General features: G+C 33.0%; 15 protein-coding genes. 8 read left to right on the plus strand and 7 right to left on the minus strand.

The annotated features are described in order from the left end of the window. Positions 1-127 precede the first annotated feature (127 nt). Positions 128-1,054 carry a PDDEXK family nuclease gene (locus tag Hs20B_RS08460; RefSeq protein ID WP_172357509.1) on the plus strand — a complete coding sequence of 309 codons (927 nt, stop codon included), beginning with the start codon at positions 128-130 and terminating at the stop codon, positions 1,052-1,054. A gap of 119 nt (positions 1,055-1,173) precedes the next feature. Further along, complete coding sequence (locus tag Hs20B_RS08465; RefSeq protein ID WP_172357511.1) at positions 1,174-1,461, plus strand: hypothetical protein; 288 nt, start codon at positions 1,174-1,176, stop codon at positions 1,459-1,461. A gap of 50 nt (positions 1,462-1,511) precedes the next feature. On the opposite strand, the gene Hs20B_RS08470 is transcribed toward Hs20B_RS08465, so the two are convergent. After that, on the minus strand, positions 1,512-10,115 hold the full coding sequence (locus Hs20B_RS08470; protein WP_172357513.1) for a hypothetical protein: 8,604 nt from the start codon (positions 10,113-10,115) through the stop codon (positions 1,512-1,514). Positions 10,116-10,374: 259 nt separating this feature from the next. Between Hs20B_RS08470 and Hs20B_RS08475 the strand changes: the two genes are divergently transcribed. From Hs20B_RS08475 to Hs20B_RS08485, 3 genes are read left to right on the plus strand one after another with little or no spacing between them, the layout of a single operon-like run. Beyond that, positions 10,375-11,004, plus strand: coding sequence for a hypothetical protein (locus Hs20B_RS08475; protein ID WP_172357515.1), 630 nt, complete (start codon positions 10,375-10,377; stop codon positions 11,002-11,004). A 22-nt stretch (positions 11,005-11,026) separates the two neighbouring features. Continuing rightward, positions 11,027-11,515, plus strand: a complete 489-nt coding sequence (locus Hs20B_RS08480; protein WP_172357517.1) for a hypothetical protein — start codon at positions 11,027-11,029, stop codon at positions 11,513-11,515. Continuing rightward, positions 11,512-14,172, plus strand: a complete 2,661-nt coding sequence (locus tag Hs20B_RS08485) for a DNA topoisomerase (protein WP_172357519.1) — start codon at positions 11,512-11,514, stop codon at positions 14,170-14,172. Before Hs20B_RS08480 ends, Hs20B_RS08485 begins: the two co-directional genes overlap by 4 nt. Before the next feature lie 118 nt (positions 14,173-14,290). On the opposite strand, the gene Hs20B_RS08490 is transcribed toward Hs20B_RS08485, so the two are convergent. The 5 genes from Hs20B_RS08490 to Hs20B_RS08510 all read right to left on the minus strand — a co-directional run bounded on the left by Hs20B_RS08490 (position 14,291) and on the right by Hs20B_RS08510 (position 17,981). Next, positions 14,291-14,461, minus strand: coding sequence for a hypothetical protein (locus Hs20B_RS08490; protein WP_172357521.1), 171 nt, complete (start codon positions 14,459-14,461; stop codon positions 14,291-14,293). Further along, positions 14,454-15,974: a Y-family DNA polymerase gene (locus Hs20B_RS08495; RefSeq protein ID WP_371863853.1), complete on the minus strand. Its 1,521-nt coding sequence runs from the start codon at positions 15,972-15,974 to the stop codon at positions 14,454-14,456. The genes Hs20B_RS08490 and Hs20B_RS08495 overlap by 8 nt, the downstream gene beginning before the upstream one ends. A gap of 33 nt (positions 15,975-16,007) precedes the next feature. Beyond that, complete coding sequence (locus Hs20B_RS08500) at positions 16,008-16,706, minus strand: XRE family transcriptional regulator (RefSeq protein ID WP_172357523.1); 699 nt, start codon at positions 16,704-16,706, stop codon at positions 16,008-16,010. Between the two features lies 1 nt (position 16,707). Further along, the gene (locus Hs20B_RS08505; RefSeq protein ID WP_172357525.1) at positions 16,708-16,857 is read right to left on the minus strand and encodes a hypothetical protein; all 150 of its coding nucleotides are present in this window, start codon (positions 16,855-16,857) and stop codon (positions 16,708-16,710) included. A 347-nt stretch (positions 16,858-17,204) separates the two neighbouring features. Continuing rightward, a complete protein-coding gene (locus tag Hs20B_RS08510; protein WP_172357527.1) occupies positions 17,205-17,981 on the minus strand; it encodes an XRE family transcriptional regulator in 777 nt (258 codons plus the stop codon). 171 nt (positions 17,982-18,152) lie between these two features. On the opposite strand from Hs20B_RS08510, the gene Hs20B_RS08515 reads away from it, so the two are divergent. Genes Hs20B_RS08515 through Hs20B_RS08525 form a run of 3 tightly spaced genes read left to right on the plus strand, consistent with a single transcriptional unit; the run spans position 18,153 to position 19,211 of the window. Beyond that, positions 18,153-18,350 carry a helix-turn-helix transcriptional regulator gene (locus tag Hs20B_RS08515; protein ID WP_172357529.1) on the plus strand — a complete coding sequence of 66 codons (198 nt, stop codon included), beginning with the start codon at positions 18,153-18,155 and terminating at the stop codon, positions 18,348-18,350. Positions 18,351-18,381: 31 nt separating this feature from the next. After that, positions 18,382-18,885 (plus strand): hypothetical protein, encoded by a 504-nt coding sequence (locus Hs20B_RS08520; RefSeq protein ID WP_172357531.1) that lies wholly within the window; start codon positions 18,382-18,384, stop codon positions 18,883-18,885. A gap of 2 nt (positions 18,886-18,887) precedes the next feature. Next, positions 18,888-19,211, plus strand: coding sequence for a hypothetical protein (locus Hs20B_RS08525; protein ID WP_172357533.1), 324 nt, complete (start codon positions 18,888-18,890; stop codon positions 19,209-19,211). Positions 19,212-19,242: 31 nt separating this feature from the next. On the opposite strand, the gene Hs20B_RS08530 is transcribed toward Hs20B_RS08525, so the two are convergent. Then, positions 19,243-20,073: a hypothetical protein gene (locus Hs20B_RS08530; RefSeq protein WP_172357535.1), complete on the minus strand. Its 831-nt coding sequence runs from the start codon at positions 20,071-20,073 to the stop codon at positions 19,243-19,245. Positions 20,074-20,081: the final 8 nt, after the last annotated feature.

Consider the following 20,081-nt stretch of genomic DNA (forward strand, 5'->3'; position numbering starts at 1 on the left):
AGTCGTGGTTATTTAGGAAAAATTCGAGTGACAACGTAATCAAGATATTTTTGATTACGAAGTAATCTTGATGCTCCGACTTCAAACGTTAATAACCGCTAGGTTTAGTTAAGTCGGTGTAGTTCACTTGCAAACTACTCATCCAGAAGACCCAACTGTTGGGTATCCAGGTATTTCTAAACTTCGTGACCAGATGATGATAATGGATACAGCGCCTAAATGGCCCAAAAAGCCAAGATTTCGGTTAAAGGAACCATTCCTAAAAGAAATCGTTCAAGCACATTTCGATAAGAATCCACATGCAATAGATGTCAATATTAGCAGCTTTAGTCAATTTGACGCGTTATTGAACAATTTCACATTGAAATATCAGGGGAAACCACTAAATGCAATTTGCGAGGATTTGGGTTTAAATATAAAAGACAACAAAGGAGTTGTTGAAAAGGTCATGGCAAAGTATTTTGGATCTAATGAAGCAAAATTGAAAAATGTTGAACTATTTTCTAAGGTTGGAATCATTCCGAAATCAATTACACTTTCGCCAAACGGGAAAAGAACAGAGGATATGAAATTCGATTCAGTTGACTTTGATGAATGGACTGAAAATGAAACCTTCGAAGAATCTGCAATTTTTGATTATTTCTCAAACCATAATTTTGTCTTTTTGATATATGAAGAAGCTTATAAGAATGCTCCATTGAAAAAAAATAAATTCATTGGATTTAAGCGAATAATGTTTGATGAAGATTTTGTTGATAGAAAAATTCGTGACTTATGGACGACAGTAAGAAATCTTGTTGTCAATAACGAGTTAAAGGAAGAATATATTCGTTTAAAGAAAACAGGCGAAATTAGATATACACCTACTACTAACGTTCCTATGACGAGAGTTAATTTTCCAAAGTCAACAGAAAATATTGCATTTTTAAGAGGAACTGGGAGTGACGCAGCGCAAAAGACAGAAATGGTAAACGGTATTCGCATGTATCGACAGTATTTCTGGCTACGTGGTGATTTCATGGTTGATTTGCTTGATAAGATTGATTATCTCTAGGATGGTTTTTCGCACTTACATAAATCCATGATTTCATTTCATTTCATTGTGAAAAGATTTATTGATAGAATAAAACTAACAGCAATTACCTATGAAAAAACCGAAAAGAGGTCTATCGTATGTTTTTTAGAAAAAAAATCAAAGAAACCACTTCTGAATCATCATCTATCAGCAACGTTGTTAAGCACAATTTCAAACCAATACCAACAGAAATTAATATCACCATTTCTAAAAATAACTCTGGAAAAGAATTTGTCGAAGTTATAGTCGAACATATGAGCGATAATATGAGCGAACCAGAAAAGTACACCTATTTAGCAAATATTTTTAAAGACATTCATGATGATTTTTCTAGGAAAGGTGCGCGTGATTGTCCAACTGAAAGAAATCATTTGAGGATAATATGAAAAAACAGTTGTCAATTATTTTTGACAACTGTTTTTGTGAATCACAAACCTTAAAGTTCTAAGCCATTAGATTTGTTTGTAGCTACTGTTTGAACAGTAGAATTTTGAGATGCTGAATCGTTCATATTTCTCAGATTAGAATCATCATCACGACTATTTTTTTCACTAGCACTATTTTTAGCTTTCGCAGCAGCAAGTAATGCAGAAACTTTATCAATCGGTGCTTCAGGAACTACCTCAGCAGGTACTTCTTTGACAACTGTTTCAGGTATCACTACTTCTGAATGATTACTTTCTTTTGAATTAATTTCCGCCATGACTTCTTCATAAGTTTTTTTCAATTTTGGCTTATTAGAAATTGTTTCATTTTCAGCTATTTCTACTTCAGACGCTACCACAGGAGTTATATCGTTATTCACTGTTTCAAGTACTACCTCAGGAGTTATATCGTTAGTCACTGTTTCAAGTACTACCTCAACAGGAACATCGTTAATCACTACCTCAGGTGCTACCGCAACAGAAACATCGTTAATCACTACTTCAGGTACTACATCAGCAAACTCAAGATCTTGCAAAAATTCTTTAACCTCAGCATTTAAATTATCATCAGCAAGATTAACAATAGTTTTAGGCTCGATAGAAACCTCTTTAACAGAAGTTTCAGCAACAGTAACTGTTTCAGCTTTACGTCTTTTATCCAGCACAACATCAGAAAGTCTACCATCAGACAATGCAGTGTACATTTTATCGCCTAGTTTAGTACCCACAAGGCTACTAAATCCACCAGAAATATTTTTATACAACGCAACGTCTTTATCATGAGACAATATATAATCAACAGACTTAACTATATCATTATCATTAGTATCAGAAGGTTCAACCATGTCCCATAGCAAAACAACTTTATCTGACTGATCAATTAGTGGTCGTACTTCACTAAATTTCAAATCATCTCTAGTTTTACTAGATTCAACAATTTTTTCACTATTACCTTTTTCACCTGAATTATCCGCACTATAAACATTGATAACATCAGAATAAACTGATACATTATCGTTAAAGTTTGGAATTCTCTTTGTTCCATCTTCTTTTTCAATAGCAAACAAATCAAATACTATATTAACTTTATCAGAATGATCCATTTTAGAATCAACAGCAAGACGTTTCCACTCATTATTAATAACATTATCTATGCCATTTAAATGAATGGTAACTTTGTTATTTTCTGCAATAGCAATATCAAGTTGTTCTTTCATTGACGCATACGCTTTGTCCTTATCAGCAGTTGCTAATGGAAGATTACCAATAGCACTAATATGATATGAATCATCTTTTACATACGAATCTCTGCCACCAATAATACTATTGATTTTTACATCATTTAAAACAACATTTGGATAATCATTCATAACACTAGCTTTGTTAATATTAAGTGTATTTTCCCAGTTTTCAATGTTAGCAATTGGATTAGTAGCTAAATTTAAATCTACTTCTTCTGACAGTATTTGCGCCTGTTCAAGTTCTTCAAGTCGACTAACAATCTTAGCATTTTTTTCAAAAGTATCATAACCCAACTCAGTTATTTTTGAAATTAAATCTTGTTCAAATTCTTTAAAAGTAGGAATATCTTTAATGAACAATGATTTTCTAACATTACCTTTTGGCGTAAATACTGTTGATTCATAGCCTTCAAGATCAAACTTAGAATATTTGTCTCTAAAATTTTTGTCTTTGAACAACAACTGAAGAGCATCTTTTTCAATATCACTAAACACATATCTTTCAGTATCACTTTTAATAAGCCGATTATTATTTAAACGATTTTCAAGTGTCGCTTTATAAGAATCATAACTTTCAACAGATAAATCAGGTGCAACCCCAAGATTTACATCAGGACGAATGCTTTCAATTAAAACATCTGATTTATCATCAATAAGTTTATTGCCAGATATTAAATGACTAAAAAGTTTGTTACTAAAAGTTTCCTCTTTTGAATAAGCTAAAGCATGTAAAATATACCGTTTATCAGTATCATCAAAAGTATGTGAAATAACACCATCTTGGTTAGATAATCCCTTAGCACCAATTTCCAACAAGTTTTTGTTGTAATCAATGCCTAAATTATCCATTTTTATGCTATAAAGCGCAATGAAAGTATTAGTCTTCATTGTAGGTTTATCTCCACGTTCAAATGCTTTGACAGTATCTGTTGTGAATCCACTAACTTTATTCATAGATAACAATTGAACATCTCGAAGTGTAAATTTACCGTCATAATTTTCTTTAAGAGAAGAAAGCATATTATAGATTGCTTCTTTTTTCTTAGGATCCTTTTTCAATTGGAATACAGATTGAACGGCAGGCTGACTCAACGCATATAATGCGTAAGAGATTTCAGCATTAGCACCACCATATAATGTACCACGTTGTTGTGACGTACCGCCAAGTCCTACCATATCTTGCTTAGCACCCAATGCAAGCTCATTAAGCTCACGTGCTTCATCTTTAATTTTTGCATAATGCAGCGTTTTTACATCTTCAATCTTACCAGAGTCACCTTTAAGAGACCATTTAGACTGTTCTTCAACGTCTTCTCGCAGATTTCCATCGTAATCACGAATACCAGCAATCATTTCAAGAGAATGATAAAGAGAATCGTCAGATTCAAAAGATAGAGCAGCATGACCAAGGTCATTGTATGCATTTTGCTTAGTGATACTATCAACTTCGTTCACAAATTTCATTAAACGTTCTCTATATATATCATCTGATAATACTAAAGTACGCAATTTTGAATGATAAGCATTTGTAAACGTCCGAGAATCAGTTTTCTTGTCAGCATTTACTACACGTTTAATATCAATAGGCAATTTATCAAAATTATTTTTATCATAAACGAAATCAATGATTGTGTTGTAATAATCTAATGCAATATCTTTCTGATCCCGCTGAGCTGATAATGTGCCACGATATTTTTGATAATATTCTCCAGAAGAATACGCTTCACCCTGTTTTAAAACAAATTCTTTACCATTTCCTTGAAGATTCAGTAATGACGCTTCAATTGAAAGTTGATTTTTTAGGTCAGCCTGCGCTTCTGGCGTTCTAGGATAAATAACTTTAAATGTATCACCATCAAAATCGGCATTCATGAGTTCTGTAATAAGCGGATTGATCATAACACCCGTTACTTTCAAACCATTTTCATCATGCGATTTAGAGGAAACAACTTTAAAACCTTTTGCAGCACCTGCCTGTAGATCAGGTGCACGATTACCCAGAACGTAATCACCTTCTTTGATACCCCATTTTTCAATCAAGTCTTGAGAAATAACCATTTCGTTCAATGCAATCGTTGGATTAGCAGTAATAACAGCAATCATACCATCTTCTGCTTCTGCTCGTTCAATACCACGTCTGAAAAATGAATATTTAGTGTTTCCTTGACCGCTTAGTTTAAATAGTGTTTTATCTTGAATGTCTTTTACTGCTTCGTTAATTTTACGTTCAGTAAACTCTTTAAACGCTTCTTTCAAAACAGGATTATTTTCAATCACTCTTGAAACAGCTGAACGTCCATTAGATTCATTGAATCTATCAGGCATGTCATTAACGCTTGTTTTTCCATCTGCAAATGCTGCACTTCTAAAGATTGCTGTACCTAAATCTGAAAATTCGCTTTCTAAAGTAGGGTCATCTTTAACACTCAAATAAAACGTTCTAAGATGATTTTTTTCAAGATAAGGATCAGCAGATAAATCTTTAATATTGAAAGTTTCGCCAGCTAGTACTGTTTCATACAATTCATTTAACTTGAGAATATTTCTATAAACAGAGGTTGTTTTATCCTCAATTATAGTCCCATCTTGAAGTTGTTGTTCATTACGGAATCTTGCTGAAAGTACTGGAATTTTATTATTAAAGCCTGCTTTAATATATTCTTTCCTTGCTTTGACATAATTCTCTTCATCAGAAGCTTTCGAGTTTTCATATTCACTATAAAGATTAATTGAAAAGTCTTTATTAACGTCAATATAGACATTATCTGAGTTGAAATCTGCTTCATTCTCAATAGCTTTTTTATTATCAAAATAATTAAGTGGTAATGCTAAAGTAGTTTTTGTCTCATTATCTAAAGTCATACCGAAAATTTCAAGCGTACCTTTAAGTTCACGCCATTTTTTCTTAGAGAATTTAGCATTGTAAAACTCATTAATAAGACCTTTAGCATCTTCTGCAGCTAAAATTGGTAACAAACCTGCCCCAATAGCAGCACCTTTAGGGGAATTTTCATCAATAACATGTACTTTTTTCGTAACTTGATGTTCTGTAATACCAAAGTTAAGTTCTACAATACCACCTTTAACAACAGTTCCATCATTAAGTATCATATCCTCTTGTGTTTTACCATCAGCCATAGCTTCTTTAAAAATACCAGCGTTTTGACGTCCCATAACACTTGTAGGATTAGCAATAACTTCGACACTAGGGTTATTGCCAAAGAACTCAGTAAGGCGATCATAACCATGTTCACGTGCAAATTCAGGATTCATATCAGGATCAACAATTATACCAATAACCCCTTTATTACCATGATAGTCCGTAATTTTATCTCCAATCAAAAGAGGACGCATGCCTGCTTTTGGTTTTAAGTTTTTATCGTAAACTTTATTTTTTTCAGCAAATGCTTTGCTAACAAGAAAACCATCATCTGCAGTCCAAGAACCAATCGTTGTAAAGCCTACTTTTGTATTAGGAGCAAAAGTAATTGTTTGGTTCATTGACTGGAAAGCCATCATCGAACGTGTTGTCATATCGTGTTCAGCATATTCCATTGGTTTAATAGAATTACCGTTTTCGTCAGTAATAACAAGCTCATTTAATGGTGTATAAAGGGATTCGCCTGGTATTATTGTACCATTGGAATTAACTTTAGCATCGCTTGTTAAGAATAACGACAAACCTTGTAAAACAGAGCCTGGATTGGTAGCATTCATATCAATAACATGTTTCAATTCACGCGGTAAAATACGTACATTCATTGCAGGCAGCAGTTCATCACGAATATAATGATGCTTAATATCTTTTGAATAAGTGTCAATTAAATTATCACCTGTATTGATATATGAATCAGCAGTACTATAATAATTCGAGAGCTTAATTTTCTTAAGCAATGTGCCTACAATACCAACTTTAAGTTGTTTCATCATCAAATCATCGTGGTCATTATTCAAATAATCAATTGGCAAACGTGTACCATAACCAGCTAAGCTACTACCATAGTATTTAGTTAATCCTGTTTTATCAATACCAACACCGATGCCGTTATCGTTCACAACGTCAATATACGAGCCAATTTGTCTATTGATAATTTGTTTAACACCTGAGAACAAATGGCTCTCAAAGTCTCTAACACGAAATCGTTCGGCTGCTGTACGTTGTAAAGCAAGCTGTTTAAGTTGTTCTTCAGCAGATAATTTATCAACAAATTCTCTCTCTGGCTCTTGCAAGTTACGATATAATTCTTTTTTAATATCGTCATTGTCTAACCAATTTTCGCCATATTTAGCAAGAACATCATTTCTAACAGTTTCAAGTTGTTCATCTGTTAGTTGAACATAGTAAGCATCGCCACCTGGAACAAATAAGAAAGACGATGATGATGCCTGCACTTCTTCTTCATCAGAAAGAGTTACTACGTCTGTATCCAATTGTTGCTCATCCTCAGCAAGTTCAAACCCTTTAGAAACTGTAATAGTACCATCCTCGTTATATTCAAGAAATGGTCCTAATTCCCCACGACGTTGTACTGTATCTCTATCTGAAATAGTCGGATCTGGATAAGTAATAGTACCAGTCGTTTTTGATAACGTCAAATCATCTAAAGTAAACTCTTGTAAATTACTCGAACGTAAAGAATTTAAATAATCAACAATCTTTTGTGCTTGATCAACGATGAGAGATTCATTATCACCACGTTCAGCTTTATATTCTGAAATCGTCACAAACTCTTGCATAGTATCACTAGGTGCTAAATTTAAAACGAAAAACTCATCAATAGGATCCTTACTAAAATCTTCATATTTAAAAGCTGCTTCATCAAGCAAAGTTGAAAATGAAAATTTACGGCTAACCGAATTTATATCTCCGTATTCAGCAATAAATACTAAGTCAGGAGAAAAAGTTTCGCCTTTTAAGTCACCATATTTAGCAGACATAAAGCTTGACACGACAGCGGCTTTCACATCTTCTTCTGTAATACTACCAGCTTTAACTTGTCTATTGAAAGCAACCATTTTTTCAGGAGTATTAATATCCAAATCTTCAAGCAAACGTTCTTGCCAAGGCAATGCACCATTAGTTACAGAAAATTTATCAATCATTTCTTGATATTTTTCTAAATCAGGCTCAGTTATAGGAGACATTGCAAGTGTGCCATAAAAAGATGGATTTTTGAATCCTTCAATGTCAAAGAACTCTAACGTATCAGTCAAATCTTGCATAACTTCAAAGATTTGATTTGAAATTTCGCCAGACTCACCAACTAAATAAGCTTGTAACGAATCTTCAACTTTATCAAAATTACGTTCACGCATTTGATAAACATCAGAACGTCGTCGTAATTTAACAAAATCACGATTTGAACTAATAATATCGGTTTCTTGAACAAAACCTTGCTTAATGAAATTAAGTGTAACAGGATCTTCTTTAAAAAAGTTAGTCTCAAGATATGATGCTGCTTGAGAATTTGTAGCACTTTCATCAAAAGCACGTTGCATAACTTGCAAAATAGGCTCTGCTGCATACACTGGATAATCATAGCGTTCAACACCTTTATTATCTAAAACAGATATTGAGCTATCATTTTCAGGTTTAACAACACTACGTCTTTGTGCAGAACCAGAAACGGGTTTAAATAGCAAACTTCCTTGCAAAACTTTATTATCTTTAGGTGTCAATCTTTCTGAAATATCTAAAGTATCATGTTCTTTAGCGCCTGGACCATGTTTTAATTCAATATTGTTTCTATATACATAATTAAGCTTTTTAGCAACTAAAGATGTTTCATTTAATAATTGATTATCAGAGCCTTCTTTATATCCAAAATATTCAGCAGGATCGGTAGGAAGACTTGAACGACGCAAGAAAGTTAATAAGTTAGCATCTTCAAATTCGCCACTAATGACACGTGGTACATCTTCATTTCTTGCAAAAAATGCTTCTGTAAGTTTTTCTAAAGCAGAATTTTCATCGCCTGCTACTAAAGCATCAATCTTCTCAAATCCTTCTTCAAAATTTGGTGTTCTAAACCCATTCACAACAACTGGATTTTCAAGTCCGTCTCTAAGAACATTCTTCACGACATCACTAGCAGAAATTAGTTCTTCCCCATCCCATTGATAGATTGGTGTATCGAAATCTGCCGAATTCTTAATACCATCAATAACATTAGCATTTTCATTATAATACGTTTCAGAAAACAATTCTGTAACAGGTTTACTTGAAAATTCTTTAATGGTTTCTTTTTCAAGATTATCAAATTGAGCTTGCGTATAAATTGCTGAACGGTTTTTATAACGTCTATTACGACTTAAGCGAATTTTCTGACCACCAAATTCATTACTAATCTCATAGTCAAAACGTGCAATAGAAGTATTTGTACCGCTTGTCTTACTACCAGTTCCGTGACCTACTGACACCAAAGAAACAGAATCATTATTATAATAGACACCCAGAGAATCAGCAACATCTTTCATAGAAAGTGCTGTTAATAATTCAAGGTTATATGGTATTTTTACAGAGATACCATTTTCCGTTGTAGTTTCCTTGAAAAATAGTGCTCTGTAAGAACTAACATTATAAGAAGCAGAATTTTCAATACCTTCAGCAATGTTTTCAATAGAGTAGTCAGAATTATATATTGATCCCGTACGATTGCCACTAACACCGTCCATAACGACAACCGTTGTTTTCTGTGCATCTTCAAAAACTAAATTAACTTCCTTACTTTCGCCACGTTGATTGCTTACCACATCAAACTGAATACCTAAATCAAATGCTGTCCTAATAGTATTTTCCAAATAGGTATATTTAGAAATAAATGAATCAAGAATACTTGACACTTCTTCACTCATTACAGTAGGGCTATCATCACGATTCAGATTATTTATATTTTCTTTCAAAAACTCTGTTACTTCTGGAATTTTTAGATAATCTTCCAAAATGTCTGAAACCAAACTATTTTTAAAAGTCCGTTTAAGCGTTCCAGAATACATTTGAAAATCAAAGTTATTAACTGTTTCGTTTGAAACAGAGCTAATGTAGGCATCATCAATATCAACGCTTGCAGCACCATTATTTTCAATAGATTTAAAAACTTTTTTTGGAACAAAACTATTGATTAATTGTTCTTTACGCTCAGCATGGAAAGCATCAAAATCAATCGTTCCTTTAAGCAATGGTTGGCCTTCAATAATAACATTTCTAGCTCTATTGAAAGAATTATTGAAGAGTGGTACGTCCTCGTTTAAAGGATCATTATCAAAAACTTCTTCATCATAAATACCAGCATCACCATTGATTAAGTCATCAAAGTTAGCTCCGTCATCATTTGGATTACCGTAATAATCTTCATTGAACGTATCTTCTGCCATTTTCTATTACCTCACTTTTTGGTTTATAAAATTTGCAAAGCTCTTTCGCTTTACCTTATAACAATAATAGCAATGCACCATATGTTTTTAAAGACACTTTTCGCCCAAAAGAGTACCAATCAACATAATTTAGAAGATTTTTTCACGAACACTATCATTCATAGGTTGCTTAATGAAATATTTAGCTAAAAGTATCTTTTTTTTAGACCCAAAAAACGGTATTCTTAAAATCAATAAAGAAAAATAAAGGATACAACTAATGACTGATAACAATAACGAACAAAAAACAACAGCTAAGCAAATAGCTTTACAAATCAAACAAATTGAAAACTTGAACTTTTCAAGTGAAGATTTAAAATATCACGAATTTGCAGAAATAAAAAAAAATAAGCTTGATAAAGATGAAATAACAACTTTTAAAGATCAAGTTCAAGCAGATTATGAAACACTTGAAAACGACATCTATTATATCCGAAACGCCTTTAGTGAAGAACAAAATCTTAAAGAAACCGCTAAAGAAGAAGCAAGAATAGCTAAAACAGAAGTAAACGAACGTATAAATCAACTTAAAGAACTAAGCGAATCAACTCAAAAATTAGTTGGTCAAAACGAGCTCATTGTTGCAAGCCATGCAAAACTTGAACAAGAGAAAATGATATTAGAAGAACAGAATAAAGCTTTAATAAAACAGCTTGCCGATTCAGAAAATACCAATAACGAAATATTAGATACAACTGACGAATTACTTGTTGAACTAAACGAAAATAAAGTCATGATTGAAAATCAAAGAAAAACAATTATCAAACTACAAAATGACCTTGCTAAAACAAAAGAATTAAATAACCGTGCTAAAAAAATCATTCAAAGTCTAAACTCTGTTAATAAATAAAGAAAAGAGATTCCCGTTTATTATGACAACAAATATTGAAATTTCCCCAAAAGACACATTTTATTTTCCTAAAAATATCATTGATAATCTACAAAAAACACCTAAAGAAATATCAGAAATACTATATCAATTTTTGGAAAAACCTCTCATATCAGAACAAAGATTTATACAAGAGTCAATGCACGCCTTTGAAATCAATCCAATTGTAGGATATGATACAATTCATAACAATACAACAACAAGTAATTTACAAATAATCAGCAATCTACTTGAGGAATATTATTTCACAAACGAAACAAATAATAAAACAATATCATTTACTCTATCTGAAACTCAATTATCGAAATTAAACGAAATAGAAAAATTCAAAATTTTAAAAAAACAATCTAAAACACCAAGTGTAAAGTATAAAAATGGTACAATGGACGACAAATTACTATCAATCATTATCAATAGAATTGGCATGCAGAAAAAAATTAACAATAAAATTCTAGGAGAATATTTCAAATGACAACTTTAATCCTTGCTGAAAAAGCAACAGTTGCTAAATATTTTTCAAAAGCATTAACAGGCAGCGAATATAATGTTAATGAAAAAATAAAATATAGAGGTAATGACTATATAATCACAAACGCTTCTGGGCATCTATTTAAAATGGACAATCCTGAAAATTTAGTAGATGATAATCTAGTTGAAAAATATAAAAGTTTTGATGACATCAATCAAATGGATTGGAAATGGCAAGATATACATCAAAAATATATTCCGATTAGTTACATTACCAAAAATGGTCAAGACAGAAATAAAAAACTTATTGAAATCATAGAAAATAACTATAATGATGATTCTGTTGATACTATTGCTATTGCAACCGACTCAGATCCATATGGAGAAGGTGACCTTATTGCAGCAAATATCATCAACCACCTACAAAATAAATATCCAAAGAATATCACAATAACACGTCTTTTCTTTGAAGATGAACTTGAAGAAACCCTACGAAAAGCTGTCGATCAGCCAAAACTACTACCACTTGAAAAAAATTTGCCCTACAAGATTGCACAGACACGTGAACTATGGGACTACACTTCTATTGCCTTAACTCGAATTGCGAGTTTAAGCAGCAGGAATATGCTAGGAAGAATGCGTATTGGAAGGTTAAAAACCTACATCCTAAATAAGATAGGTAACCAGTTTATCGCTAGAAAAAATTACGTTAAAAAAATTGAATACATTGATAGACTCTACAACGAAGAATACAAGATAAAACTGAAACGAAAAAATGAAGAAACAAAAGCAAATCAAAGTGACATTATTCTTCCCCAAAACAATCATTTTATTGGAAAAGTAACAGAAACTAAAGACACAAAAACTGAACCTAACGATTTATTTGACCTGTCAACACTAATGGGCGAAATTCAGATGAAAAATAAGACAGGTCTTAAATTCAATGAAAAAGAATTTCTACAAACCTATCAAAACATGTATCAAGGTAATGAAAACTTCGTAAGCTATCCACGTACAACCGATACTAAAATCACTGAAGGAGATTTTAAAAAAATCCTTGCCCATAAATCAGAAATTGCAAATTTGCTAAACATTGATGAATCACTTCTACCAATCACAACAAGCAGAAAAAAATTCATTGGACTAGATCTAGCTCACGGTGCAAACAGAATCGGTGATACCTATCCCAGTTCTCTTGATGAAATCGAAGAAAAACATGGAAAATTAGGGCGTCTGATTTATCACACATTACTTGTCAAAACAGCATCAATGTTTGCGGACAACTATTTTAGTACCAAAGCTTACTTTGAATCAAACGTATCAGAAGAATTATTCAGCGGATACATTTCTTACCAAACCGAACTGCAACGCACAAAAAAAAGTTACAAAGATATTCTAAACTTGCTTAAATCTGACAATTCAGATGAACAAGAAAATTTTGAAGAACTAGATGACAAAATAAGTGAAACAGCACTTAATTTCTCAGTTGGAGATGAGTTACCCTTTAGTTTTATTGTTGATGAAGTGACAAATAAAAAGCCTGCTAAATCAACTACTGCTTGGCTAGTTAATATGCTTAAAAAGGATAATATTGGCACAGGATCGACAAGATTGAGTACCATTGTAACACTAAAGGGCAAAGAGATTGAAAGTGACTTTAACACTTATATCATTGAAAAAAATGGTGAGTTACAGCTCACAAAAAAAGGCTTACTTACTTACGAAGTAACCTTAGGTTCAAATATTGCTGACCAAGACATTACAAAAAATCTTTTAGATAGTCTTGATAGTCTCACTCTTGAAAATTACTCTGAAAAAAGCATTGAAATTCTTGATTCTATCAATGATATTATAAAGCACGACAGAGAACACTTCCAAGAAAGATTTAAAGAAATATCTCAAAATCCAAATGCTGAAACAAAAGCAATTATGGCGGAATTTAATATAGTACCTAAAGTCCTTAAAAAATTCACGGATAAAGACGGAATTGAAAGAGAATATAACAGTGAAAATTTTGGGACTTATTCTTTCAATGATAGTGAAAAAGAAAAACTTGAAGCTGGAGAGATTCTTGAAATAAACTACGTCAGCAAAGATAAAAAGACTTTCAAAACAAAGATACATCTGACAGAGTATATTTATAATGATCGTCAAAAATATGGTGTACAGTTTGTTGATGATCGAATTACTCTACAACATGAAACATATGGAGAAATAAAGATTAAAGGCAGCTTTGGGACTCATACATTCACTCAAGATGAATTAAATGAACTATCTAAAGGAAATGAAATAGCTCTTAGTATCTCTTATGAAGGTAGAGAGCCAATCCAATATAAAGGAAAAATAGAAAAATTCAAAAACAAATCTGGCGAGATTGTTTATAAATTCAACGCAAAAGACATAAACAAAATTCAGATTACACATAAAACTTATGGCACAATCAATTTAAAAAAATCCCTAACTTTAAAAGGTGCAGGATACTTTAGCGCAACCGTTCCTGAAGATAAACTTGAAGAAATTGCTGCTGGTACTCCTATTAAGCTAGTTTTCAAAACTAAAAAAGGTGAATCTGAAACACACAACGTTATTCTTTCTCAAGATACATTTACAGATTCTAAAGGGGAAAAACTAAAATACTTTGTATTCAAAGAAAAAAAATGAAAATCGCCCGTTTTTTAAAAAGACGGGCGATTCAGCTTTTCTACTCATTATGTCCAGCACAAGTGTTTTAGTCGCGTGAAAGCTACAAAAAGTAACATACATGATGCGCGTGATGATATTAGATTAGAGACCCAATCACTAAGACGGGATATAGTTTTTTTTCTTTTTCATCTTCTTCCATTGCTGCGGTGTGTTCTGATAGATAGAAGCCTTGCCATTTTAGCATGCCCCTATCATGGTATTCTCTTACTTCTTGGAACTTACTGTAAGTTCTATCTATATCAGCCATTTTTAGTCTCCAATCCGTCTAAACCACCTGCTGAATGCCCGCCTACGAGTTTGCTACGTGCGACTACTCGTGAGCCTTCACTTAACGATGTTGCTTTTTGGATAGCCAAGAATCCAAATCGATCCCTGATTTCGTCAACAACATCATCTACTTTTTCTTTTTTGTTCTCTTTTTTGATTTGTTCTGTATTCACTGTGTCAAACAATGAAATAAGTTTGAAGTCATCGTCTATCAGGTTGCCATATGAGACCGCCACTTGTCTGACTGAACCGCCTATGTAGTTCTTTTGGAAGAGAGTCAGAACTGCTGCGACAAGCTTGTGTGTGCTATTTGTCGGCTCTACTGTAAGCTGTTTGTAGATACCTCTAGTACGCCCTTCACCTCCATCACTTGCAAAGCCCAGACCGAGAGAAACAGTTGTCGTCTGTTTCTTTTTTCTTCTCATCCGAATAGCGACCTGCTCGGCCATCTCTTTGATAACAATTTCTATCTCAGTTTTTCTTGTGTAATTTCTTGGCAAGATTTGTGAATTACCGAGAGAGTTACTTTTGGATTGATATTTCTCATAGACTGATGATGAATCAATACCATTGGCATGAAAGAATAGCTGCACGCCAATTACCCCAAACTCCTTTTTTAGTATCCGAGGATTTGTATGGGCAAGGTCATATACGCTTTGGACACCAAGCTTGTTAAGACGTTTTTCGGTTCTTGTGTTTATCCCCCAAAAATCGGTTAACTCTTTGATTTTCCAGATTTTCTCTGGTATGTTTTCATAAGTCCACATTGCTCGCATATTGGATGTGTGTTTTGCTTCGTTATCAAGTGCCAGTTTGGCCAACAGTGGATTTCCAAGTGACATGCCAACAGTTGAGTAGATTCCTGTTTCTTTCAGTATTGCTCTTTGTATGTCACGTGACAATAAGTCTAACTTAACAGCCTTAGACATTTTCCTATTCTCATCTTTGCTGTCTGGATAGAAATACGAGAGACTTGATGACAAATTAACGAATCCCTCATCAATTGAATACCAGTGCATGTCATCAGTTGAAGAGTAGTTTTGAATTATGTGCTGTATCTTCATATTCTGTTCGATGTACAGCGACATACGTGGTGGCGTTATGATTGTTCTTTTTGCCCAGTACTCGATATACTTAACGTATTCAGGATCAGGAGGATCTGGTCTATTCGTGTCAAGGTTAAATGGTGCATGCTGGTAGTAATTCTTATAGTTGAATTTTCGGTTATGTATGTAGAAAGGCAACTCATAAGCTCTACCCACATTATTCTTTTGAAAGACTTTCTTGAATACAGGTGATGATGCCAATATTAACCCAGCTGAGTTATCTGCTTTACTCATAACGCATAGAGAAACTTCTAACGGATTCTTCTTTAAGGCTACCGCTTCACAGCTGGCATAGAAGCTCTTCATATCTATGAAGGCAATAGCTTCTCTCTGTTCTCGTGAGTAATCAAAATCAGGTATTATTTTTCTGTTGTCAAATTTTTCCATAGCTTTCTTTTCCCTGAGGTGTATGATGGATCTCTATGCGCGTGAGTTGTCGATTGGCGCAAAATTACCAACAATTTTGCCAATGACTCGTGGCTGCTCATCAAAAGGCGCAAATTTGTCTTTGTATTTCTTGTTAAGGGACACAAGCCGAAGCCCAGAATCTTCTTTATAGACTTTCTTGATGTAAGTCTGCCCGTCCCAGTCAACAGCATATACTTCTCCGTTGATGTCAAATGGAATATCTCTTATTAGCGCAACATTACCATTTGGGAATTCTGGCTCCATTGAGTCTCCGTTAATCCATGAGGCAAAGTCGTACCGAAACTCCTTCTCTGTGTACACAGTCTCAAATGATCCATCATCAAAATAATTAAACCCTGTACCAGCTGAAAGTTTTTCGTAGACGTTGACCGGGAATAGCTTGATTGGTGTGCTCTGGTTTTGCGTTTGTTCTCTGTGAAGCTTATTGACATACGTCAAGGTCTTCTCTTTATTATTCTTTGACAACTCGTCATAGAGGCCATTTAGCTCTACCTTATCATCTTGAGTAATATCTGCTACATCTACTTCAAACAGTTTGGACAAGCTCTCTAACTTGTCTTCTGTTGGCAAATAAGTACCTTTTTCCCAATAACTGTATGCAGGTCTTGTGACACCGATTATTTCTGCCACTTCTTTCTGTAGTAAATTTTTTTCTTTGCGCAGTTTCTTAATGTTTTCCGCTATAGTCATATTATTTACCTGCACTCACTTCAGTTTTTTTTGCATTAATTTGAGACAAGATCATACGCCAAGTTTCTTCAGATAGCTCGTTTCCGTGTTCTTCGTCAACTGTGTACTCGCTAACGATTTCTACGCCATCAATAACTACTGTCTCACGCATTCTGTTACAGTTGCAACTAAGTCCATGATTAACCCGTTCCAGTTTTCTTTGCATATTTTCTACCTCGTCTAGTTTTTAGTTACCAAACCTACACAATTTTGCTCAGGTAAGCTTGAAGCTTAATTTTTATTTTAGCCTTTTTATGCGACTATGTCAATTGGTATTTTGATTTCTTTTGGAAAAAACAGGGACAAGTGAGCACAATTTGTCGCAAAAAAAAGAGAGGACAAAAATTGTCCTCTCTCCTGCAACTCATTGGATAAAATTTGCTTGATGTCCTAAACCTAGAAAACACTTATCCGTTGCCTATCAATTATACCATAAATCGCGTAAAAATTTCTTGATACTCAATATCGAGTTTTCAACGTTGCAAAAGAATCAACAACTGAAAAAATCTTAATATGGGTATCTTCATCAGGCGGAAAATCAAACAGAATATCGTCATATTTCTTGTTAATTGACACAAGACGTAATTGATTTTTTTCTAAATAAACTTTTTTAAGGAAACTTTTGTCATTAATTACAATAACAACAACCTCTCCAGAAAAGTTTTTAAAGCCTAAATCTCTTAGAAGAACTATATCTCCATCATGATATTCTGGTTCCATAGAATCACCAGATACCATAGTAGCAAAATCATAACGTCCCAGCTCGTCAGGATCAAAATTAATATAAGCTATATCACTATCTAAATCATCGTAACCATATCCCAAGCCAGCTGCTACCTTAGTTCGATACTCAAAAGGATAAGCAACAATTCTTTCACTAAGTACGTCTTTAGAATTCTCTTGATTTGCTAACAGATCAAGAGTTTTTTGTATGATTTTTTTCTTATTTTCTACATTTAATTTCGAAAAATTCATTGCCAACTCACTTGCCAATGGATCTTTTTCATCAAAAGTATTATCTGAAAAAAAATCATCAACAGTAATGTTAAAATAATCTGCTAAATCTTCCAAAGCTTTCTTTTGAGGAATTCTGTCCCCATTCCACCAGTTTCTAACAGATGTATAGCTATAGTCTAAATCTTCCGCAAATTTTTTTGTTGTCATATCTGTATTTGTAACATAATGCCGAAAATTTACTTTAAATATTTCTCTTTGTTCCAATGTTATTTTAGTCATAATAATATTATACAATAATATCTATCTATGTTGTTGCAAATAAATACAATATTTTGAGTTTGTAGTTATAAAAAATATAACTTTGCTCTTTACAAAATACAAATAGTTGTATATAATACAACTATAGTGATTTTCTAAAAATAGCAGTTTAATAATTTTATAAGAAAGGAGTTGAATATTATCATTAAATTATCACTGAAAGAATGGCGTAAAGAAAAAAAAATAACCCAAAAAGATTTAGCGATTGCGCTTAGCGTTTCTCCAAACACAATTTTGAACTGGGAAAATTCAAGATCTACACCTAACGTTAATCAAGCAATAATACTAGCGGATCTGTTAAAAGTTGAACTTGAACAGATTATATTTTAAATTTTCACTAAAAGGTTAATAAAGGGTAATCATGAAAAAAAATACAACAGAAATTTACATTTTTGCTACCAAAGATAAATTTCTCATCACTCGCGATAAAAACAATAAACAAATATTAACTTATAATATTGATAAACATGGTGAACCATCAAAAAAGCTACAAACATACATCAACAATACAAATGTTTTGCTACAAGAAGAAAGTACACTATGTCAAATGGAAATAATCTTCATAGAAAATAATGGAAACATATTTGAAGATCCTAAATTTGATTTTTTGACTATCATTGAAAACTTGGAAAGTTTTGAGGAAGTTGAAAAATTGTTAAATGACAAAGGAAAAAAATATTATAACAAAAATCGAAAAGATTTCAATACAGAACCAGAATATGCTTTTGTGATTACAGTTAAAAACATGCCGTTGAAAAACATGGGATTTCTGCTTAATAACAATCATTTTGCAAAAGCTACCACAAACATACTCGAATATATGAGATTTTTACAGCATCATAAGAAACAAACGGAGATAAAATAAAAATGAAATTCAAACTAAACTACCAAAAAATTGATAAGCTAAGAAATTATAAATACAACAAAAAGAAACAAATCAATCATTACATCAACGTCCAAGAAAATCTGTACAACAAAAAATATTTAGTAATAGATCAAATGGATAATCTTCATAAAACAAAAGATGCACATGCCACGATAACCGTTATAGAGTGCCTATCATTATTAAAAGTAGTAAGCGAATGCACAAAGAGAATTGACTACATCGAACATCTATTAGAAATACTGGAGAAAATTTTACCACAATCTCTATTCTCAACAAAAATTTCAAAAACACCTGTCTTATTATAAATCACCCGTCTTTGAAAAAACGGGTGATAGACTATAACAGGTGTTTTTTGCTATTTTTTCTTTTAGCTACTTCTTTCAGCACTTCTCTGTTAGTTTCCAGATTAGCAACTAAATTGTAGTTATCCTCAATTTCACGCGCACCCCAATCGTTGATTAAGGCGTTGTAGATTCTAGCATCAGAGGTCAATGTACCGCTTTTTTCTGTAATACCAAGGGTTTTAAGAACACCTGCAAGCATTTTATTGATAGCAGCCCTTTGAGGTTTCTTTTTTTCTCGCTTTGACACAACCATGACACCTTCAGTAATGTATACAGGCACGTCTGAAAGCTTTTCTTTTAGGTCATGAATAAAGTTACGTTCTATATTAGAATAGGGTATATAGTCGCCTAAATCACGTGTACCAGCTAATATCTGTGTCCGAGTCAACCCTTTAGAAATGAACAAAAAGATTGCTTTTTCAGAATCATCAAAAGAATCATCTAAAATAACTTTTTCGGTTAATTCCTGCCAGTCATACTCAGGGTATTTTATAAGTTTATCGAGTTTCTTTTTGTCAATAGTCCAACTTAATGGAGGGACATTAAGGCGCAACTCTACTAATAGAAACTTGTAGTAACTATTAACGATTGTATGAAATTTATTAAAGGTGCCTGGAGCGTACATGTATTGTATTTCCTCGAAAATAATAGCCCAGTCTTCCTCGGTAATTTTCCTAGGATCATTGGTTTTAGCAAACAGCACATTTAAGTCACGCGCGCGTGACAACAATCTAAAAAGGGACTTAGTATAGTAGTCAATACTGTTTTGTTCCATGCCAGTATCAAGTAGATAGTCAACATACTGGTTAAGATAAGGTATCATATTTTTGA

Origin of the sequence: Pseudolactococcus insecticola (genome assembly GCF_011170065.1) — a bacterium.
In the GTDB taxonomy this organism is placed as follows: Bacteria; Bacillota; Bacilli; order Lactobacillales; family Streptococcaceae; genus Pseudolactococcus; species Pseudolactococcus insecticola.